General features: G+C 50.0%; 16 protein-coding genes. 7 read left to right on the top strand and 9 right to left on the bottom strand.

Annotation, left to right across the window (positions count from 1 at the left end):
* Positions 1-59 precede the first annotated feature (59 nt).
* Positions 60-311 carry a hypothetical protein gene (locus tag Mal48_RS05215; RefSeq protein ID WP_145196814.1) on the top strand — a complete coding sequence of 84 codons (252 nt, stop codon included), beginning with the start codon at positions 60-62 and terminating at the stop codon, positions 309-311.
* A gap of 136 nt (positions 312-447) precedes the next feature.
* Here the strand turns inward: Mal48_RS05215 and Mal48_RS05220 are convergent, their stop codons facing one another.
* The 4 genes from Mal48_RS05220 to leuB all read right to left on the bottom strand — a co-directional run bounded on the left by Mal48_RS05220 (position 448) and on the right by leuB (position 4,470).
* Entirely contained in the window at positions 448-1,425 is a 978-nt protein-coding gene (locus Mal48_RS05220; RefSeq protein WP_145196816.1) for a carbohydrate kinase family protein, read from the bottom strand.
* Positions 1,426-1,657: 232 nt separating this feature from the next.
* Positions 1,658-2,389 (bottom strand): DUF2062 domain-containing protein, encoded by a 732-nt coding sequence (locus Mal48_RS05225; RefSeq protein WP_145196818.1) that lies wholly within the window; start codon positions 2,387-2,389, stop codon positions 1,658-1,660.
* A 138-nt stretch (positions 2,390-2,527) separates the two neighbouring features.
* Complete coding sequence (locus tag Mal48_RS05230) at positions 2,528-3,196, bottom strand: TlpA family protein disulfide reductase (protein WP_197442072.1); 669 nt, start codon at positions 3,194-3,196, stop codon at positions 2,528-2,530.
* Between the two features lie 194 nt (positions 3,197-3,390).
* The gene (leuB, locus tag Mal48_RS05235) at positions 3,391-4,470 is read right to left on the bottom strand and encodes a 3-isopropylmalate dehydrogenase (RefSeq protein ID WP_145196822.1); all 1,080 of its coding nucleotides are present in this window, start codon (positions 4,468-4,470) and stop codon (positions 3,391-3,393) included.
* 810 nt (positions 4,471-5,280) lie between these two features.
* Between leuB and Mal48_RS05240 the strand changes: the two genes are divergently transcribed.
* From Mal48_RS05240 to Mal48_RS05260, 5 genes are all read left to right on the top strand, one after another.
* Positions 5,281-10,377, top strand: a complete 5,097-nt coding sequence (locus Mal48_RS05240) for an FHA domain-containing protein (protein WP_197442073.1) — start codon at positions 5,281-5,283, stop codon at positions 10,375-10,377.
* Between the two features lie 464 nt (positions 10,378-10,841).
* The gene (gene ribH / locus Mal48_RS05245) at positions 10,842-11,312 is read left to right on the top strand and encodes a 6,7-dimethyl-8-ribityllumazine synthase (protein ID WP_145196826.1); all 471 of its coding nucleotides are present in this window, start codon (positions 10,842-10,844) and stop codon (positions 11,310-11,312) included.
* Positions 11,313-11,667: 355 nt separating this feature from the next.
* Positions 11,668-12,063, top strand: a complete 396-nt coding sequence (gene nusB / locus Mal48_RS05250) for a transcription antitermination factor NusB (RefSeq protein WP_145196828.1) — start codon at positions 11,668-11,670, stop codon at positions 12,061-12,063.
* Positions 12,064-12,576: 513 nt separating this feature from the next.
* Positions 12,577-14,667 carry a DUF11 domain-containing protein gene (locus tag Mal48_RS05255; RefSeq protein WP_145196830.1) on the top strand — a complete coding sequence of 697 codons (2,091 nt, stop codon included), beginning with the start codon at positions 12,577-12,579 and terminating at the stop codon, positions 14,665-14,667.
* A gap of 221 nt (positions 14,668-14,888) precedes the next feature.
* Entirely contained in the window at positions 14,889-16,121 is a 1,233-nt protein-coding gene (locus Mal48_RS05260; RefSeq protein WP_145196832.1) for a PQQ-binding-like beta-propeller repeat protein, read from the top strand.
* Between the two features lie 344 nt (positions 16,122-16,465).
* Here Mal48_RS05260 and Mal48_RS05265 read toward each other — a convergent pair whose 3' ends face one another.
* From Mal48_RS05265 to Mal48_RS05280, 4 genes are all read right to left on the bottom strand, one after another.
* Positions 16,466-16,984: a hypothetical protein gene (locus tag Mal48_RS05265; protein WP_145196834.1), complete on the bottom strand. Its 519-nt coding sequence runs from the start codon at positions 16,982-16,984 to the stop codon at positions 16,466-16,468.
* 1,027 nt (positions 16,985-18,011) lie between these two features.
* Positions 18,012-18,239, bottom strand: coding sequence for a transposase (locus Mal48_RS05270; protein WP_145196836.1), 228 nt, complete (start codon positions 18,237-18,239; stop codon positions 18,012-18,014).
* A 51-nt stretch (positions 18,240-18,290) separates the two neighbouring features.
* Positions 18,291-18,851, bottom strand: coding sequence for an REP-associated tyrosine transposase (locus Mal48_RS05275; protein ID WP_145196838.1), 561 nt, complete (start codon positions 18,849-18,851; stop codon positions 18,291-18,293).
* A 7-nt stretch (positions 18,852-18,858) separates the two neighbouring features.
* A complete protein-coding gene (locus tag Mal48_RS05280; RefSeq protein WP_197442074.1) occupies positions 18,859-19,872 on the bottom strand; it encodes an IS1182 family transposase in 1,014 nt (337 codons plus the stop codon).
* Between the two features lie 151 nt (positions 19,873-20,023).
* Here Mal48_RS05280 and Mal48_RS05285 point away from each other — a divergent pair, with 151 nt between their 5' ends.
* The gene (locus Mal48_RS05285; RefSeq protein ID WP_145196842.1) at positions 20,024-20,713 is read left to right on the top strand and encodes a hypothetical protein; all 690 of its coding nucleotides are present in this window, start codon (positions 20,024-20,026) and stop codon (positions 20,711-20,713) included.
* Positions 20,714-21,127: 414 nt separating this feature from the next.
* Here Mal48_RS05285 and Mal48_RS05290 read toward each other — a convergent pair whose 3' ends face one another.
* A complete protein-coding gene (locus Mal48_RS05290; RefSeq protein WP_145196844.1) occupies positions 21,128-21,820 on the bottom strand; it encodes a DUF2293 domain-containing protein in 693 nt (230 codons plus the stop codon).
* Between the last annotated feature and the right edge of the window lie 146 nt (positions 21,821-21,966).

Consider the following 21,966-nt stretch of genomic DNA (forward strand, 5'->3'; position numbering starts at 1 on the left):
AAATTGTTATTGCTGCCAGGAACATAACGTCTTTAAATTAAAGACATTAGGAGAAAACGATGAAGAAGTTTACTGCTCTACTCTCAGCGATGTTGCTCTGCGGATGGATGGTTGGATGTGCTCCAAAAGCTGACGATGCAGCTCCTGCTGACGCTCCTGCCGATGCTGCTGCTGATGCACATACTGACGAAGCACACACAGATGAAGCTGCTACCGACGCACCAGCAGCTGACGCTCCTGCAGAAGCACCTGCTGACGATGCAGCAGCACCAGCTGACGATTCTTCAGCTGAAGCTGGAACAACTAACTAATCATCTTTACGGCAACCTTGTCGTATTGACGAAAAAAAGCCTGCGAGAACATTCTCGCAGGCTTTTTTGTTTGGAGTGCCGCAATAAGGCTGAGCAGGGAAGCTGGACTTTGCCGCTGTTGAGAGGCTCATCGGTCTCAGATCTGTGTGATGGTCGGTGTCAGCTGGTTTTCTTTCACGAACTCTTCGAGTTCCTCGACGTGAAAGACACCTGTTGTTGCACCGGCGTGCTGAACGCAACTGGCCCCCATGGCACTTCCATACATCAAAGATTGCTGGGGTTTGGATCCTTGGAGAACTCCGTACAAAAAACCGGCAACAAAAGCGTCGCCTCCACCTGTCCCATCGACTTGTTCCACTTGATAAGCAGGTAAATGGATGACGGATGAAGCCTGGTCTCGGAGGATCGAGCCATCTGGACCTGAGGTGATGACAACGGTTCCTGCACCCTGACTCAGGAAGATCTCAGCCTGTTTCACTGGATCGCTTTCGCCGGTCAGCAAGCGGGCCTCGTCCTGGTTCGGAAGGAAGATATCCGTTTCGGGGAGTGCCACTTTGAGCATCTCAATACAATCGTCAACGCGATCCAATACAACATCCAGAACGGTGGTCACTTGAAGCTTTCGAGCTCGTGCAAACATCTCTCGGACATTCTCACCCGAAAGTTCAGGATTCAACCCAAACCCACCGACATACACGATTTTCGACTTCTGAAGCAGTTCATCCGAGACTTCTCGGCCTGTTAATTCAGTGTTTGCACCGACAGCATGAATAAATCTGCGGTCTTCGTTTTGCACATTCACGACCATCGTCGCGGAGGTTTGAGACTTTTCTGAGATCCGAATATGTTCGCAGTAGACATCGTTCTCAGCGAGGGCACTTCTAACATATTGACCAAATGGGTCATTTCCAACGCAGCCAACGAGAGAGACTTTGACACCGAGCTTCGCCAGATCGGTACTCACATTTGCTGCACAACCGCCAATAGTCAGTTCCAAACTTGGTGTCGTGATGAGACCACCTGGAGCTGGGAACTTACGAATTGGGGCACAGACATGATCTGCCACGATGATTCCCACACAAATGACGTCACATTCTGAAGCAGCAGCATTCATTTTTGTCCCTGATTCTTTGAACTGACCCGAAATTCCGGAGTCGACCTCTCAAGCAGTGAAATTCCATCGTAGCATAGGTTTTCAGTTCGCTTCTTGCACTCCCTGTGACTCTTTGTACTACGAGTCGGAAGATGAGAGACAATTGTGACCGCGAAGAGGATTTGTCGATCATCTCTTCGTTCATCAGCTGGAAGCCTGAAGCGACGCATTCTCATTCAAGGAAAAGGGCTCATTAAGAGATCGAAGAGCGTTCCGGTTCAGTCATCTCTGCTGATTTTGGGCCGCGTGAAGCCTCCTCGGTACGCGACTGAACTCGAGCGGCACGTCTGGCCTGAACGCGCTCAGATAATCGCAAAATCAGTGGGTATGTTGGCAACGAGAGAACTGTTGCGACGAGAAATGAGCCAATGATGAGAGGTGTGCCGAGTGTGTAGAAGACATTCGAGAATGTCGACCACCATTCGGTGTAACTGGAATACTGAAACAGGCTAACGAATTCTTTCCAGCTGATCTGAGTGTGTGTGAACATGGCACCGATACGATAATTCATCCAGTAGATTGGAATCATCGTGAACGGATTTGAGATATAAACTGCAACGAGTGCAGCAAAGCGGTTGAAGCGGAAAAACGGCTGCGTGAGAAAGGCAACGGCAAGCACTAACAACATTTGAATTCCAAAGGTCGGAGTCAGACCGATGAAAATTCCAATTGCAGTTCCCATCGCAATGGAATGGGGAGTGTCTTTGAGTTGCAGAATAGCATGCAACCATTGACGTGGATCGCACCACCAGATCAATCGCGATTGCCAGGACATCGAGAAATTCCCACTTGGGCAGCCATACTCGTCATCAAATGCGAACAATTGCGTCGAGAATAAATGTGGTCCATCAACACGTTGCGGGCAGGTTAACCTCGCTGGTGTTGTGGATACCGCGTCATCAGGATTCATCACCTGCTGCGTCACTCTGGCCTCTTGTTTCTTCGGTTGTCATCTCGACCAAATACTGTGATCGGTTCAATGATCGGGTTCAGTGATCGGTCGGAGCGAGTCGATTGATATTTTTCGCATCGACCCCAACCGGCTGCAAAATTTGCCGAATCGTTACTGATTCATCAACTTCGTGACAAGAGGCAGGACATCTTCCTGATAGGTAAACTCTGCGGGATCTTCGGGGTTTGGGAATTGCCCAGCAAGTTGCCCGTCTTTCCCATAAACGTACACGATGGGGATCGATCCCTGCTTGATTTTTTCGTTATAAACGATGTCAGAAGCGGTCGAACAAAGAATGTTTTGAAACGTAGCACCTTGCTTTTTCAGAACAGCCAGAACTGGCTTGGTGTACGTCTCGACCGGTTCATCATCAAAACCCTGATAGTCCAGTGAGATCGAGAGACACGCGACTTGATCCGAATGCTCTTTGTGAAGTTGGACAAGATTGGGGAACTCGACCAAGCAGGGGGCACAGTAAGTTGCCCAGACATCGACAACGACGATTTTGCCTTTGTGCTGCGAAATCAACTCCTGAGTTTGATCCCAACTCTTGATTTCAAGCTTCACTTCTTCAGCTTGACTTGTTGATGAATCAGAAGTTGTTGATGACTCTTCTGTTTGACCTGCCGGGGCTGGTGTCTCATTGGCGGGAGTTTCTGGCGTCACCGCGCCTCCAGCTTCGGGAACTTCGGGGTCGGGAGGCGTTCCAGGTTCTTGTGAACATCCTGCCGCGACCAGAAAAGGAACGAAGGCCAATAGAAGTAAGGTTGTTTTCAACATCTCATCAATCCATCGTGAAATTTTTGAAGTGATCACATCTTTTGAGTATTCGCTTGAGTGATCGCTCGTTCGTTTCCAAACGCCCATTTGGAAATTGGTCGTGCCCTGGATCTTCTGTTCTCGAAGTGGCTTGTTTTTTGCGGTTCAAGAGAACTTTCGTGCCGCCGTTCGGACGGCACTCTTCATTGATACTCTCAACTGTTGAGAGCTTCAATCACTTTTTGCCCCATTTCAATTGTTCCAAGTGAGACTTCTCCATCCTTTGCCAAGTCCTTGGTACGGTGACCTGCCGACAGAACAGCGTCGACTGCTGCTTCGATTGCTTTCGCTTCGTCGTCCAGGTTCAGCGAATGTCGGAGCAACATGGCAGCTGCCAAAATCGTAGCTAGTGGGTTCGCGATTCCAAGCCCTGCAATGTCTGGTGCCGATCCGTGGATCGGTTCGTAAAGTCCGGGGCCATCGCTTCCAAGGGAGGCACTCGGGAGGAGACCCATCGAGCCGGGAAGCATCGATCCTTCGTCGGTGAGGATATCGCCGAACATGTTGCCAGTCACCACCACATCGAATGTGGATGGGCGAGAAATCAGATGCATCGCCATCGCATCAACCAGGACAACATCGTATTTCAGGTCTGGAAACTCTTCTCGGACAACACGCTCAGCGACCTTGCGCCAAAGCCGCGATGCTTCCAGCACGTTTGCTTTATCGACAGATGTTAAATGTCCCGAGCGACCTTGAGCAGCTTTTGCAGCGACTCGAACGACTCGTTCGATTTCGTGCGTGCTGTAAACCATGGTACTGGTTGCGGTTTCGCTTCCATCGGCATTCTGTTCTAAGTTGGAATCGCCGAAGTAAATGCCCCCGGTCAGTTCTCGCACGAAGAAAATATCGGTTCCTTCCACAATTTCTCGACGGAGAGGAGAAGAATCGAGCAGGAACTCATGTGTGGTGATTGGACGCAAGTTTGCAAAAAGGCCTAACTCTTTGCGAATTTTCAGAAGTCCAGCCTCGGGACGAGTCTTGGCTGTGGGGTCATCCCACTTCGGGCCACCAACAGCACCAAGAAGAATCCCATCAGCGTTTCGGCATGCGTTCAGAGTTGCCTCGGGAAGCGGGTCTCCGAAATCATCAATCGCGTTTCCGCCAATCGGGTGTGATTCGAACTCGAACTTATGTCCAAACTTTTCAGCAACTTCGACAAGAATCTTACGACCTTCTTCAGTCACTTCCGGACCAATTCCATCACCGGGAAGAAGTACAATTTTTGCGTTCACGTTTCTCTGACTTTCAACTGCATTAGATACGACACTCAGTACATTTCCCAAGGATCGGGGATCCAACACCGGGTGAGCAACTCAGACAGGGAACTCATGTTCCCGCTCGTCTGACGCCATTCCGGGTTCCGATTTCCATTTTGCAGGAGATGTCGAGAGGAGATGGGCTAAGACCCCACACCAAAACTTTAACGGAGCAATCGATCATATTCCACCCGCATGCAAGTTCGAAAGCGACTACGGGGGAGTCTCTGAAAACTGAGAGACTTCAGTAATTCTGCTTCATTGTGATGAATCTTGCGATCAGATCGATCTACACGGCTGAATCATGACATGATCGGGCGCTGACAAATTCAAAAAACTTGCTGCCACGGTTGCTGGCAGCTCCTCTACGAACGGCTGGTGGTAGCAAAGCCAGCCATTCTTAAGGTTGTTTTTTACTGTCAATTTGGATGTTGCCGCTCTTCGGGACAAGGGAAGTGGTGAAGAAGAGTGGCGGAGGCTTTGCGAAGTCTCGGCGATGGAAGGTCGCGTGTTGAAAATCGTAGGTTCATTGTCTGTGAAATTCAGTTCGTGCCGATTGTTTCATGTTCAATAATTGTCGGGATTCCATCGACGAGGAGTTTCCGGTTTGCGGAAAACCCTGCGGAGCTTCACTGAAAAAGTTGCGTTTATTTAACAAAGACACGGTCGCAGAAGATGCTTTTTGACCGTGCGAAGTCTGTGAGCTATATGCAAAGAGTGGTTCTCGAGGTGGTGCGTGTCGCATTTCGCCGAGTGGGGATTCACTCGGACACGGAGCTTATTGGTATGTTGGCATCTGCCGTTGAAATTCCTGATCTCTACGAACAAAGTCGCAAGGAACTGGACCCCGGCTTTGATGGAGTCTGCCTGCGTCCTTTGTGGTCGACAGCAGGGCATGGGCCAATCACTTTGTTTCCGGGACGTTATACTGTCGGCTCCGATGAAAGTTGTGATTTTACATTTCCTGTTGCTGGGGTTGCTGGCCAACACTGCTTGATCGTCGTCGGGCGGAAACGCGCGATTTTGAAAGCCAGTTCTCAATTAACGTGGCTGAACGAAGGGGTAATTACCGAAGGCGAACTCAAAGCGGGGGATCGACTGGTCATTGGGCCGATTGAATTCGAAGTGGAAGTCCTGCACGCGGAACCAGCAGTCAGCAGCCAAGACGATTTTTCGCCACCGGACATCGATGAGCTGATCAGACACGCTGCTGAGCAACCTGGGAGCAATCAAAAGGACCGTCGAGAACAACTCGTTCAGGAAATGCTGACTGATGTCGAAGGGCTTCTCGATGTTTTCTTTCAAAAAGAAAAAGAATCGCATGCTCAGTTGACTGCGATGAACACGACTCTCGTAAATGCTCAACTCGAATTGGAGCAAGAGTTCAAACTTCTTGAGTTACAGCGGCAAGAAATTACGGAAAAGCAAAACGAGATTGTTTCAGAGCGTTCCCAGTTAGTGCCCATTGCGGATGCCACCGAGAAGTTACAGGGACTTCGGAAGGAACTTGAGACTCAGGCCGAGGAACTTTCTCAACGCGAAGTTGAACTGCTCAATCAAAAAGCGAGTCTCGCAAAGCAGGTTGAGGAGGTTAATGCTCAGAAAGAGAATCTTCAGGCCTCGCTCGAACGGGTTCAGATTGCTCAGCAAGAGTTAAAAGCATCCGCACAACAGACACAAGAGGAATCTCGTCTCCTCGAAAGTCGCACATCTGACCTCGCTCTTCTGGAACAAGAGGTTCAAGAGCAAAGAAATGCCGTTGAGAAACAACAGCACGAACTCAATGACCTTGCACAACACCTTGAATCTCGATCCGCGGAGATTCAAGCAGGTTTCGATGAGATCAGTGCGCAACAAGAGACATTGAAAGAGAAAGAGCAACAGCTCCAGATCAAAGAAAGCGAACTCCAGAAGAGTCAGGAGCAACTTGACGAACAGGCACAAAGCGTATCGAGCAGAATCGCTGATTTTGATCTGCAATTAGAAACTCTTCGAGAAGACCAAAAGACCGTTCAGGAGCAGCGAACGCAGTTTGAGTCGGAGAAGGAACTCTTCCAGCAGAGACAGGCATCGCTAGAGAAAGAGCTTGCAGCCAGAGATGATTCGTGTGCTGCGATTGTCCAGGAACTGGAGTTGAAAGCGTCTCAACTCGAAGCCGATCTTCAAGACCTGAATCGCCGTGAAGAGAAGCTCGATCTACAGCGACAGGAGCTTCAACTTGAAGCTGACCTGTTCGAAGAGCTTTCAGATGAATTCATTGAATCGCAGCGTGAACTCGAGCGCAAACATGATCAGCTCAATCAAGCTCGCGAAGATTTTGAAAAGCAGCGGCAACTCGAACTCAACGAACTTGCTGAACTCAAACAACAGGCAGCAACGGATCGGCAATTGCTCGACGAGCAATTTTCTCAGTTGAAGAATCTAAAGGCCGAACATGAGCAGGTTTCGCAGACGCTGCAAGCAGACCGACTGAGTCTTGTTCAGTTGGAGGAAGGGCTTCAACAACGCGAAGAAGAGCTTCGCAATGGACATGCTCTACTCGACGAGAAGACTCGTGCGGTTGAAGAGCAGCTCAGTGAGTTGCAAGCACATCGTGATCGGCTCACGGATGACGAGCAAGAACTTGCTCGACAGCAAGCGGAGCTCACGGCTGACCTCGAAGCAGCTGCTGAAAAACAAAACGAGTTCCTCAAACAGAACGAAATCCTCGCTGAGGAACAACGGTCACATCAAGAGCATTGTGAAGCGGTCGCTGCGCTGCATGAACAGTCGCGTTCAGAACTCGATCAACGAGAAGAGCATTTGCGAGTTGCACAGAAGCAACTGGAGTTGCTTTCGCTTTCCATCGAGGAACGAGAAGTTGCAGCAGATCTCCTCTTCGATGACTTGCAGGCTGAAAAGAAGGGGCTGGCAGAACTTGCTGCAGAACTCGAACTTCGTGAACAGGAAGTTCAGGATCAACATGGGCTTCTGGAGACCCAGGATTTCGAACTGAAAGAACAGCTTGAAGCTCAACGTGCGAAGCTGTCAGAGCAAGAGAATAGTCTTGTTCAGCAGAGAGAGGAACTGAAGCGAGAGTTCGAGAACCTGAAGGAACAGGTTGAGCGACTGGACGAGCAAAAGAAACAACTCGAAACAAGAGAGGAGCAACTGCGTTCAGAGGAAGAATCATTAGAAAAACGATCACTGGAAAAGCAGAAGGAGATCGAAGAGCAGACGAAGTCTCTCGCTCTTGAACAGCAGCTTCTGGAAGAACAGACTCAACAATTGAAGTCTCAAAGTTCTGAATATGCTCAGCGTCAGAAAGAAATCGAGGAAGAGCAGGGTGGCTTAGTCCTCTTTGAGAAGGTGCTCAAAGACCGTAAGCAAGATTTTCAGGGAGAGCAGGAACTCTTGCAATCCAGCTCTCTGGAACTGGAAGAGAAAACCAGGCAGTTGCAAGCGGCTCAATCTGAACTCGCCGCTAAAATCGAAAAGTTCAACCTTCAGAAAGCTGAACTTGAACTCGAAGCGGACATCCTTGAAGAGAGGAGTTCCGAACTCAACGAAAAACAAAACGAACTCATCAGTCGAGAAGAAGAGTTTCAGAATCGATGCCGAGAATTCGAGCAAAAACAAGCTGAGGAACAACCTAAGCTTCAGCGTCTCTCACGGGAACTCTCTGAAGAGCGAATCCGACTCGACGATCTGGCAGCACGATTGGAGTCGCAACAACAGGAGTTTCAGCGACAGAGTACGGAATTCAAACTGGATCAGTCCGTATTGTCAGAGTTCGAAGCTGAGCTCGAACAACGCGAAGCTGAACTGCATGCAGCATCGATTGAGCTCAAGGAACAGCAATCGGAACTCGCTTCTCAGACGGAGAAGTTCAACAACGAGCGACAAGAGCGGGAAGCACAACTGCTCGCAGCGGAAAAAGATCTGGAGCAACGCGAACTCCGGTTCGAGACAGACCAGAAACAGCATCAGGCACTTCTCACAGAGTACGAGAAGCTTGAAGCTGCACACTTCGAATTGCGTGATCAGGAACAGGTTCTCCTCAGTCAGATGGCCATCCTGAAATCAAGCGAAGAGGAACTCCGACTCAGTCTCTCCCAAGCCAAACGGGAGGAGGCACAGGAACTTGAGGATCGACAGGCTCAGCTCAATCAACAGCTTGAAGAGCTCAGGTCGCTGGAAAGTGAACTCGCTGAACGTGAGTCACAACTAAAATCACAACATCAAGTCGAACGCGATCAGCTTGAATCTCAAGTTCTTGAACTCTCAAGTCAGCTGGACAGAGTGATCGTTGAACGAAATGAATTACTGGAACAGGGGCAGCAGGTTGCCGAGCAACAGAGAAAGTATGAAAGCGAGAGCGCTGAACTTCAGGAACTTCAACAGTTGCTGGAAGAAAAACTGGAGTACTGCGAGTCGCGGATAAAAGAGACCGAATCGACACGCCAAAAGTTGTCCGGGCAATTTGAAGAACTTCGAGAACGTCAGCAAGGATTTCAACAACTCGAACTCGAACTTGAGGAAGAGAAAGCCTCAATTGAACAGGAGCGAAGTTCAATCGAAATCGCACGTGCCGATTTCGAACAAGACGTAGCGGAATTCGAAGATCTGCAAGAGCGTCTACTCTCTGACCTCAATCAAAGCGACTCGAAGCAAAACGATTCCACTCAAGATCTCGACCCGCAACCTCAAGAAGTGCAAGGAGAATTACAGGGAATTGCCAAAGACGGCGTTGATGAGGATGTCGATCACAAGATCGATGAGAAGGCGACTGACAGTGTTGGTGACGGTGTTAGTGGCAGTGTTCGTGACAAGATTAGTGGCAATGTTGTCAGTGACGACGCTGTAATAAGTGACAACGCGGAATTCAATCTGAATGTCGAACTGCACAACGAGGTGGCCTCAGAGGCAGTCGAAGGCGAAAGCTCCGCTGAGACAGGAGATGAGTCTGCCCCAATCGATGGTCTACGCTCGGAACTGGCAGAAATTTTTGGGATTCCACTGGGGGGGGAAACGCCTGCAGAAAAGTCGACCGCAGAGAACTCTTCGACGGGGATCACTGAAGAGATTGAGTTAGAGGTTGAGTCAGAGAGTGAAACACCTGAAATTTTGGAACTCGCAGAAGCCGGCCTCGAATTGCCCGAGTCACTCAAGGAAGAGGCGACCACACAGACTGACGAAAAGAGTGAAGCCTCAAATATCTCGGAATCGTTTGTTGAGGAATCTCGCACCCCAGACTTTTCCTCAGATGATGTCATTCAAAACTATATGAAGCAGCTTCTCGCCCGGAATTCAGCTGAAAAGTCTCAACCGAAAACATCTGAGGTCCTGGAAACTCCTGAGCAAGAGTTAAGCCCTTCAGCGACACAGTTAAAAACTCAGCCCGTTGAGCGAACCGAAGGTGAGGCATCCAATTCACGGAACACGAACTCACGTGAAGTTCGTGAGTCTGCTGCCATTCGAGCGAATCTGGACTCATTTCGAGAGTTGGCGAACCTCTCCGCACGTTCGGCAGTTGCGAAATCAACACTGAGTCGCGAGCGGACCTTTATAAAAATTTACGCAGCGTGTGCTGGCATCGGTTGGTTATGTACGTCATTCCTGTTAATGACCGAGCAATGGTCGTCATCAGAGCAGGGGCAAGCGACATTGTTAGCCAGTATGACCGGACTCGGGGCGATCTTTGCGACTGCAAAGATGTTCCGTTCGATGGTCAGGGCCAGATATTTCCTCGCTTTAGCCCCCGACAATGAGAATGACGGTGACAGTCTCAATGACAGCGACAGCGACAGCGACATTGACAGCGACAGCGACAGCGACAGCGACATTCACATTGACAACATTGGCAGCGAAGTTGAGATTGAGGCCCCATTGGCGGAGTCGTGATCTGCAACGAAACCGCCTCCGGACATGGGTAACGCTTCCAAACACATAAACCGCATCCAGAACTGTTCCAGTTTCTTGCGAACTGATCCTGAAACTTGAAGTTGCTTACTCAATCGTTGAGAAAAGCAGCTATCCCAGAGGTTTTCGGTCTGGTTTTTGATTGACCAGGATCTTCGCTGCATTCATATTGGGCTCGGTCAGTCATTTCTGAAAATTCCCTCTCTGCGAAAGATGACAACTGGTCTTTCTTGAATCGACACAATAACATACAGGCCAATTCAGGCGCTCAAGATGGTTTTCCCGTAGTGATCACCCATCAAGAGACAATTATTTTCTAGCTCGCTCAACATTGATGCAGAAATTGCCAAGAAGTCCGGCTCGGTCGCTGGAGTGGTTTCGAGAAAATTCCGTTGAGTGAGAGAAACTGGCACGCCCCCCTCAAACGACCAGAATCTGGCTGATCAATGACGCAGAAAATCTCCGGTAACATGATTGCAGACAGCAACGATCAGTACGCAATTGTTGTCTCACGCTTCAACGAACTGGTGACGAAGCGTCTGTTGGACGGGGCAGTAGATACCCTGAAACGACACGGCGCGTCCGCCGATTCGATCGTCGAGTGCTGGGTTCCGGGAGCCTATGAATTACCGATCATCGCTGAACGACTCGCAGCGAGTGGGAAGTACGCTGCTGTCATCACTTTAGGTGCGGTCATTCAGGGTGACACTGACCATCACGACTATATCAATCACGCAGTGGCGCAAGGCATCATGGATGCATCGCAGAAGAATGGGATTCCCGTCTTGTTTGGAGTCCTGACCTGCCGTACGATGGAACAAGCTTTAGACCGTGCAGGTGGTAAAGCCGGGAACAAGGGAGTTGAAGCGGCCTTGGCAGCAATTGAAACTGTTAATGTGCTCAAACAACTTTCCTGATTCGTCTGGCGCAACTTCCCGGGTAGGATTATCGTCTTCTCGTTGTACGTTTTGCGTGTATCCACCTGAGGTAAAAAGAGAGGTCGCAGCATTCTCGATTGAGATTGTCAATGAAAATTGTCCGTTGAGAACAGGGCCCGGCGCCGAGATTGATGGTTTCGCCTCTGGAGTCTTATTCAAGGCTGCGGTTTCCAGAACGACACAAGCAACGACAGCAAATCCAATATTGGTCTTCACGTTCCGCCTCGTGGCGAGCGGTTTATGAAGTCGTGAATGCGACCTTCACGGGCACAACAGGCATTGCGATCGCTGCAGCGACTCGACCGCAATCAATTACACACCTATAGAGAGATTCATGGCTCGTCGAAGTAAATCACGTCAGGTTGCAGTGCAAATGCTGTATCAGGTGGACCTGAACCCGGATACAGAAGTCACTGAGATTAAAAAGATGATTGCCGAACGCATCAGCGATCAGCAACTGATCGATTTTGCGTGGAGCCTTTACGCAGGGGTTATGGAACACCGACAAGAACTCGACCTGAAGATCCAAAGCGTGGCCGCCAATTGGCGGCTGAATCGCATGGCAGCGACGGATCGGGCAGTCTTGCGTCTGGGAGCCTATGAAATCGTCAAAACAGAGACCCCACGCGGTGTCGCCATCGACGAAGCGATTGAACTCGCCAAAAAGTTCGGCGATGCCCAGTCTTCACAGTTTGTGAATGGAATTCTAGACAAAATCCATTCTGATTAGGGCATATTCAATGCTTCTCGCGCCTGTTGGGAGTCTTTTTCTCACGGGAAATCGCTCCGTTCCACGAGGCTGAACGCGAACATCATTTCAATAATGATGGCTCGGGAACACGAGTTCTGCCTCTTTGGGCTCAGCGTGTGTGCTGAGAGCCCCGTTTCTTTGCAGGGATAAAAAACAGAGAAGTCCTCTTTTCGCACAGATCGAAGTGACGAAATGTGGGATTTTGCTCATCAACCGGCTTTGCCGTGAGTGTTTTTTGATGCAACGCAGCATTTTTTCGAAGAATAATCGGAATAATCGTTATTTTCGTAAAGTTCTTCTCATGTCACGTCCTTCGAAGAGTCGAAAACGAAGATAGCTGGAGCTTGCGCGTCAAAATTGTTCCAGATATTTTCGAATCAGAATCATTGACTGAGTCGCGTTCAAACGGATTTGAATGCCTCGTGAGTTATCACGAATCAGTCGAACCGGGGTTTTGTTTAACTCAAACCTCAATGCGGCAGGGAGAATCACATGCGACGGAGTGCGTGCTTTCTAACAATCGTTGGTCTCAGCTTGAACAGTGTCGCTGCTCAAGACCTGTTTGGTCCCTCTGCTGTCCAACCAAAACCAGCTGGGAGAAGCCTCCAGTATTTCAATTCCGGCCAAAATAAGACACAAGAGCAAACGCAGAGTCAACGTTCTGCCGGGCTGAAGCAAGCTCCGCAACCGGTCACAATCTCTCCGGCCGCTCAGACTCCGAATTACTATTCGGAATTATTTGGCGATAAAGCTGAATTGAGCAACGCCGAATCGACCGAATCCCGCTCACGGCTCAAGCCAGTCATTACACCTCAGAATTCGAGCACAACATTTGCTCCACAAGGTGTGGTTCAAGCTGCTTTTGAGGAAGACAAAGAAGCGGCTAGCTCGCAAATTGAACAAGTGCGAGCTGAAGGCCGAGAGGCTCGACCGTTCCCTGGTGCTTCTCCAGTCGAAACTCCATCAAGCTTCGCTCCTGTTGCTCCTGTTGCTCCGCGAGTGCCTGTTGCAAACCCGAATCTTGCAAATCCGAGTGATGCAGTCTCTGGCCAGAAGACTTCACTGACAACACCGATCGCTGTTGAGTCCACCTCACCAGCAATGAGGGCACAAGCAGGCGAAACAGCTCCTGCGAATCGAGGGAACGTCACTTTCAGCCAACGATTTACCAAAGCTCCTCTCGCGGAACCGGTTCCAACTGTCACCACAATCGAAGCTTCCGGACCACAAACTCCGTCCGTGACAATTGAGTGGAAGCAGCAGTCAGCGATCAACGTTGGACAGGAATGCCAATGTGATCTGGTCGTGAAAAACTCCGGGAAAACCGATGCCTCTAGTGTCGAAGTGGAAGCATTTTTCCCAAACAACGTGAGACTTCTCGATGCCAACCCAAAGCCTTCGAAGAGCGAAACTTTCTTAGGCTGGCAATTTGCGACCCTCAAAGCGGGCGAAGAGCGAACTATTAAAATCAAGATGCTTCCTTTAGAACGAGGAAACATCGCCACACGAGCCAACGTTCGGTTCACAGGAACCGCAAGTAACGTTTTCACCGTGGCTGAACCTTTGCTGGCTGTGAAAGTACAAGGTCCACAACAAGTCATGATCGGCGAAAGTGCCCCTCATACTGTTGTGGTGACCAACCCGGGGAATGGGATTGCCTCGAACGTCCAAATCGAAGCTGTCATCCCCGACGGACTTGAACATGCTCGCGGAAAACGTTTGCTCATGGAGATCGGATCATTGAACCCGGGAGAATCTCGGAGCATCCGGCTTGCGATGGCTGCTGTCACCGGCGGAGAGCATCAAATTCAAGTACAGGCGAGAGCCGACGCAGGGTTGATTCAAAGAAGCGTTGCTGAAGTTTCTGTCATCGCTCCAAGTCTGAATGCCACGATCGATGGCCCTGGTCTTCGTTATCTGGGACGTCGGGGAGTCTTCTCTCTCACAGTCGCCAACGACGGAGCAGCGGCCACGAGCAATGTTCAACTGATGCACAAAGTCCCGGCTGGATTCGAGTTCATCAGTGCAGACAAAGGTGTTCAGTTTGATAAATCAACACGACTGTTGACCTGGTTCGTCGGTCGCCTTGAAAAAGGTGAGCAAAGCGAACTCAACGTCACGCTCTCTGCTAAGACACTCGGCGAACACAAGCACCTGGTTCGTGCAACTTCAGAGCACGGAAGCCTGGCAGATGCAGAATTCACGACACGGATTGAAGGAACCTCTTCCCTCTCTGTGGAAGTTGTCGACCTCGACGATCCTGTCGAAACCGGTACAGAAGCCATTTACGAAGTCCGCTTGAAGAACGAAGGCTCAGCCGCTGCCAAAGATGTTGGACTCGCTTGCGAGATGGCAACCGGAGTCAGCTTCGTAGGAGCGACTGGCCCAACACAGCACATTGCTGAACAACAAAACATTGTGTTCCGAACAATTCCAGAACTCGGCCCCGGGAAAGTGGCTGTCTACCGTGTCAGAGTCACTTCTCAAACATCCGGAAATGCTCGTTTCCGAGCCCGAGTCACCAGCGAATCGGTCGAAGAAGCACTCACCGCAGACGAGTTGACCAAGTTCTATGGTGAGTAAATTTCCTGCTGACCACACTCGCTGTGGTAGCTGACAGGTTGAGATCAATAGATCTGCACTCCGAGAAGCCGCGACTGAGGAATCAGTTGCGGCTTTTTTTATGCGCCGAGATCATTGCAGAATGACGAGAATTTGTAGATGCTGATGGGAATAACGAAATCCAAATTCAATCATTACGGACGGAATCACGCGCGGTGCGAGGAAGTCCATCGAGGGATCAGATGAAACCAATTCAAAAACTTTCAGCCATTGTCATCCTGCTCTGTCTGGGGACACTCACGAGTGTGGCATCTGCTCAGGACTGGACGCGATTTCGAGGACCGAACGGAGAGGGCAAAAGTGACCTGCAAGGTCTTCCGACTCAGTGGTCTCAGGATCAGTATGAATGGGTGATCGAACTTCCGGGCAAAGGGCATTCCTCACCGACTGTTGTGGATAATTTCTTGTTTCTGGCCACCGGCGAAGCGAACGGAAATCGAACGCTGCACTGCTTGAACGCGACCACTGGAAAAACGATCTGGAAGGATTCAATCAAACTCGAAGCGAATCACCTGCATCGCAAAAACAGCTACGCCTCGGGAACTCCAGCCGTGGGAGATGGTTTTGTGTATGTGGCCTTCGCGGATGAACAGCATTACGTGTTGCTGGCCTATAATTTCAAAGGAGAGCGTCAATGGTCACAAGACCTGGGGACATTCACCAGCTCCCACGGTCAAGGTGTTTCACCAATTGTGTACGACGGGAAGGTGATTGTTCCTTCGGATCAAGCAGGACCGAGCAAAGTCGTCGCCCTCGATGCCAAAACTGGAGAGCATGTTTGGACTTCCGAACGGAACTTTCGCAAAGCATCGTACGCCACTCCGATTATCATCAACGTGAATGGTGAGGACCAACTGGTCTGCTTGTGCGGAGCTTTGGGACTCACAGGACTCGACCCTCAAACCGGCAAGTCACTCTGGCAATCCGGTGAACTCCCGAAACGGACAGTCGCCTCACCGGTTTATGGGGATGGGCTGCTCTTCGCTACTTGTGGCTCAGGTGGACGCGGCTCGAACCTTGTGGGCGTCGATCCGGCAGAGCAGGGGGCTGTGAAAAGTGAACGCAAACAAAACCTGCCTTACGTTCCAACTCCGATCGTTCACGAAGGACACATCTATCTGTGGAACGATGACGGCATCGTCTGCTGCGTCGACCTCAGTGGAGACTTCTCTAAGAACGTCTGGCGCGAGCGTGTCGGCGGAACCTATTCCGGGTCGCCAGTCATGATCGATGGAAAGATTTACTGCATCGCCGAAGATGGAGAGATCGCCGTTATTGATGCCAAGCCCGAATACAAATTCTACGGAAAGAGTCCCCTCGGCGACGAGTCCTACGCCACCCCCACCGTCGCCAACGGAAGGGCCTACTTCCGTGGCTTCCACACATTGGCCTGCCTGAAAGCCCAAAACGATTAGAGCAGTCTGCTCTACCGTGTTCCCGTGAAGAACGCATTTCACTAGAAAAACGCTGTTCGCCACGAGGCAGATCCTGCAAACCAATTCGAAAGATGCTCTAGAATTCTCCTCACCGGTCGTTCATGAAAAAAACTGCCATGTGAGTAGGATGCTCGGAATAGCCAACGCAACGCACCAGATTGGACCTCCAGTCTGGTGCGTTTTGCAATGGCACGCGCCCCAAGGGACGACTCGGGACTACTGTCGCAAAATACCACCGATTACAATACGACCGTTTACTGCGCCTCGAAGAGCAACATAGGTTTCAAAAACTGCTTAGATTGCGCCACTCTGTGCAACGGATGTTATCCACCTGCGGCGACTTCCAACTGCAGAGTCGGCACCGTGGTCGTGCCGTCGCTGGCAACGATAATATAAGGCTGGTTACGGCGCCACTCCGTGCGGTCAAACCGTGAATCAGGATCAGGCTCTAGATGATATTGGTAACGTCCAGGAGTCAGGGGGCGGTGCAGAGGAGCCAAGCCTGACTCTTGCGTGACAAAACAATAAAAACCACCATCACCGCCGTCCGGTCCGATCAAGGTCATCCCAATAATAGTCCCCTCGACTGGTTCTCCGCTATCAATCGCAACGACCTTTGCTAACGGAGGGCCGGTGACCTTCGCCTGCTCTTTAACGACACGCTGATAGAACGCAGCTCGATTGATCGCTCGTTGAGTATTGGCCTCTCGATGCTTGAATTGAACGAAGGCGAAGATCGAAGCTGCAATCGCCGGCGTCGCGAGTAGTGAAAACAGTCTGATTCGCTTGCGTTGAGTGAAAAGCATCGGTCTCAGCAGGCTCCGGTGACTGGGGAGGTTCATGTGCACTTCATTGCGGAGAACATGTCATTGCTACGGAATTGAATTCTGTAGAACGCTTTTAGTATCCTGAACGACACATAAATACCTGTCAATCCGAAACAGGTTGATGTTTTTCGAACGCTGCGAATTCGCCGAAGCGAATGCATATTCTGATACGGGTGAAGGGCTATGCAATTCTCAGCGATCAAGACTTGTGTCAAATGAATTGTCGAGCCCATCCCGACCAGAAAAGTGGCTGGGGAGAATCTATATTTTTTGATATTTGAACCCTTAAAGAGACGCAAGCAGATTGCCCCCAGAGACTCGTCTTCTCAGCCAACGTCGACGGACAACTTTCACGTTGCGTCAGGCGAAAAGAGCCTGACCTACTTCACTTTTAGGGATAGCAAAGCGTAAAGGTTGGTCTAACAAGGAGATTGAAATAATCAACAAAAATCGGGCATCATGGGTTAAAGAGCTGGATAAATTAATCGAGAGGTATGGGAATGTATACTAGGATTAAGGTTTTAGAAACAACAATGACTCCAGGACGCGACGAGGTCTTGGCGGTGATAGAACTTGAAGAAGGAGAATTACACTCAACTTGTAACAAATACGTAAGGGTTGATTCAAACGATGTATGGTGTATCACCTCTGTTAGTACTTCTTCTCCTGGTTTATCATTAAGTCGTTTTCTTGTAGCATTACAACCAGAAGGCAACTCGGAATCCAAAATACACAAAGGAGATTGTCTTGAGCAAGGTGGGTGAGAGCGGGGTGGCTTCATTGAATGAGTGAAATATGAGAGTGCCACGACTGTGCAGGGAAAGTAGGGTCCGCTGTCAGGTTGTGAATAAATGGCTGGTTTGCGATTTTCTGGACTTCTGCAATGCTATTTTTCAGAAGTCTGATTCTAATTTTCTACGTCTATGATTTTTTCGCTTTCGTGATCTCCTCAGAGTTCAGTTCGTTGCGGGCCGAAGTCTCTTTGTTTCAGGTCTCTGCTTGCTAACTTGAGTTGAGCAAGTCACAACTCAATCTTTCTTTGTTAGCTGAATTTCGCTTGCAGCTGACCTTTCAAATCGAGAGTTCGTTGAAAGTTGTGTACCAGTGCATGCAGCAAACTCACTGCTTTGGCTTTCAGTAATCCGCGAACTCCAAATTGATGCAACCCTCGATTGCGACAACCTGCATTCGGGAATTCCGCCGTCGCTGTCCGTTGACGATAAATCTCTTGTGCCGCTTCGGTCCCCATGCGTGCTCGCCACTGTTTCACTTCTTCGCTGTCTCCTTTAATAGGGAAAGTAGGGTCCGCTGTGCGGACCGTTTATTCGCCGACGTCTTTGATGGATTTCATCGAAATCGGAGATTGCTCACCACATCCCCAATTCTTCGGATAAACGCCTTTGGCACCCCATTTGTGAAACGAGGAATGTGACCAGTGGCTCGGGCATTTCACGTAACCATGTTTGACTGGATTCCAATGGATGTAGTCGAAGTGAGCTTCATAATCATTTTCGTCTTCAATGGTATGTTCCCAGAACTTCCGTTGCCAAACACCACGGCGTCGATTTCGTTTTTTTGAAACAGATGTGAATTGTTCTTGACCGCCATTCGCCAAGTACACTTTCGTGAACTCCTTCTTGATCCAGCCCCAACGTTTTGAATAGTCATCGTCACCGGGAGGCAATGTCCAGATCGCGTGTAAATGGTCCGGGAGGAGCACGATCGCATTGATTTCAAAAGGCCAGCGCGTCACTGCTTCACGAATGATGCTTCCAAGTTGAACAACGTGATCGTTGTTCGAGAAAATGGGAGCATTGAGTTCGGTTTTCACCGTGAAGAAGTACGTCCCGCCTGGAACATGTGAACGTCGATAATTGGGCATCAACGAATCATATCAACTCCAAAATGGTCCGCACAGCGGACCCTACTGTCCCTGCTTGTTCCAGTGCAGTGATGTCAGCCAGACTGACAAAGCCGCCATCAGCCAGATACTCTGCTGGACGTTGATCGTAACGCTCTTGAATCTGATCGACCATGTGCTGCATCTGGCCTCCATCTGTTCCCGCGTTGACGACATCGACTCCCACGATCACCAGAGAATCGGTCGTTGTTGCAAACTGAACATTGTACGCTGGTCGAAAGCCACCGTCGCCCATCTTCATCTTGCGAGCTTCGGGGTCTGTCGTTGATGCACGAGCATTTTCGCTGGAACCTTTCTTGCGGCGTTCCATTTTCGGAACCAGTTTCTCATGCTCAGCGAGTGCTGCTTCCAGTCGTTCTTTTCGTTCACGAGCAGCCCGTTCCCGAGCCGCTTTCACACGACGGTCTTCGGTTCCCGGTTCTGATTCCGCTTCGTTTTGCAGCTCTTCCAAATGTGTTTCGGCTGTTTGCAAGCATTCTTCCAGCGTTGGCTTGCGACGAAAGGAATCACTCCCAGCAGAGGCGCGGACACGCATGCCATCTTGGGCCACGCGTGTCAGTTCCACGAGCCCCTGATGCAACAACGTCGCCACACTTTGAGTCAGTAAGTCTTCGAGGAACACCAGGTTCTGGACACGGAAGTCAGCGAACGTGTGATAGTTCACCGAGACCCCGCCCAGAATCCACATGTAGGCGATGTGCTCTTTGCAAAGCCGGTCTAACCGTCGTGCTGAACCAACACCTTCAATCGTCGCCAACAACCAGACGGCGAGTAACAGTTGAGGATCGATCGGATTTCGACCAGGACCGGCCTCATGAGTTTTAATGGTCTCGTAAAGTTTAGAAACATCCAATGATTCAATATACGCCCAGACCAGGCGAGCTGTGTGTTCTTGCGGTAAGAGCTGATCGAGTGAAAACGCCTGCCACTGGATCTGCCGCCGCTCCGCCCGTTGAACTCGAACCCCAGACTGACCACTCATTTGCACACCTTCCATGAAAACAAAATTCATATGAGCAAGTGTAATAAATAAAAATCAGCAGCCAATCAAAAATTCACAACCTGACAGCGGACCCTACTGTCCCTGACAGCGGACCCTACTGTCCCTATTATTGAAGTTTTGGAGTACAGTAATGAATATGGAACGCACGAACTTTCCACACTGCTCTTTGGTGTACCCTGGTGTAATGCTAGGGACAGTTGCGCATGCTGTAGCTGTTGCTCGATACCCTAGCCTTTCCCATGAACAGTCTTGGGATGGGGGGAATTATTGCATCCAAGATAGCGATGGTTCTAGGGGGACCATTTCTTTCGACCGAAGCACATTTGTTGCTGCATTTTTCTCTGAAGAAAGTGAGCGGAATCCATTTGTCCGTGGTAGTCAATGCCATGTTGAAGATTATCTGGCAGGACTCTCTGGTGAAATAAAGTCTCTTGCGTATAACGAAGCGTTCCAATATCTACTACAAGATTGGGATGGAGGATCGCAGCCAATCGTGACCAGTGTTTTTTGGGGAGATAGTAAATCTGACTATATTCAGGCGTCAGAGAATTGGGATTCTGTTTACAGGAATGGTGCGTATTTAATAGAAAAACAATTGTCCCCATTTGACAAGGCGCTTTACCTTTGGGCTGACTATTTTCAATTCTCTAGAAAAGAACTGGTTCTTGTTCAATCAATTTATCAGCAAAAAATGAAAGTTGGTGATTCAGATCTCCATCTTTCGCACTCGGAGGTGAATGCACTGCGTGCAATGGCTATTAACGAAGATAGTTTGAATGAGTGCGAAGAGTCATTTTCAGAAATTAACATTTCACTCTAACATCACTCTAGCCATAGGTAGCAAGGTAGGTCAGGCTGTGCTCAGGGCTTTCGTTTTGTTGAAGAGAGCGGGTTTTGTGATCTGCGGCGGGTTGGCCCGGTTGAATAAATGAAATACGGGACAGGTGGCACGACCCAGACTGTAGCGGAGCGGAAGAATGGGCGTGGCGATCCCGGAGTTGAGCTTGGCAAGAAATGGAACTCCCCTGAACGAATCAAGCTCCCGTCTGCCTTTCTCAACCAACAGAGTTCAGTAGAGGTCGGTCAGGCCCTTTTTGCCTGATGGGACGTGGAGTTTGACGTGCCGTGTTTCGAGTCTCACTGCATGTGAAACCAGCCAAGTGTATCAGGTGAAGGACTTGACCTGCAGCTTGCTTTCGCTTCTCGAAATGATAAATGATGAGATGTCCACGGTTTACGAATCGTGTTCCAGTCGTTTCAGTGCCTGGAGCAGTGGGCAGGTTTGAGCGTCGATATCTTCGCCCCGGCGGTATTTTTGAAGCAGGGTTCGCGACTGTTCAGCGAGCATGCGTCGAGTCTCGCGCCTTTTTCCTTTGATGCGGGCAATCTTCATCTCGTCATAGGCAGTCGTTTGATGTCGCAGCCAGGCAATCACGGCCGACTCCGCTCGCTTCTCGATCGGGATTCGCTGAGTTCGTGCAACAGTTCCTGAACCGACGGGCGTCGCGTGGAGTGTGACCGCTTCAGCGAGTTGGGACGCAATTTTTTCGTAACGGGCGTTGAAGTTCAAGAAACTTAAGACCGCGCCGGCAAAGTCTTCGACGTACTTCGCCTGATTCTTTTCTCGTCGCTTCGCACTCGCTTGCTGCCGCTTGGCATAGGCATCGGTTGAGCGTTCCGCTTCAAGATCGCGCTTGATGGTCTCGATGCGCTTTGCGTCAGCCCAAACACCAAGTGAAAAAGTTCGTCGGCCTTTTTTCTCTTTGACCGTCCATGTCGGTCCGGAAGCCTTTACTCGCCGCGTTAACCCGGCATCTCCCGGTGGCAACAAATCCCAATCATCGGGAACCGTCAACACCAGCCCATCCTGAGTCCTCACAGTCCGCTCTTGTGGCCCCGGTGCAACATTTCGACTTTGGTCAGGCATCGTCTCAACTATTCATTCAGCTCAATCGGTCACATCACATTTCACATTGCAGAACTTGAGAACCGAGAGGTTCACGAACGCTCTGTCGTCGGTCACGTGCAATCCGACCGCGAGAAATTCCCTGTCTCCTCCACGGCTCCGCACAG

The organism is Thalassoglobus polymorphus, from assembly GCF_007744255.1.
Classification (GTDB): Bacteria; Planctomycetota; Planctomycetia; order Planctomycetales; family Planctomycetaceae; genus Thalassoglobus; species Thalassoglobus polymorphus.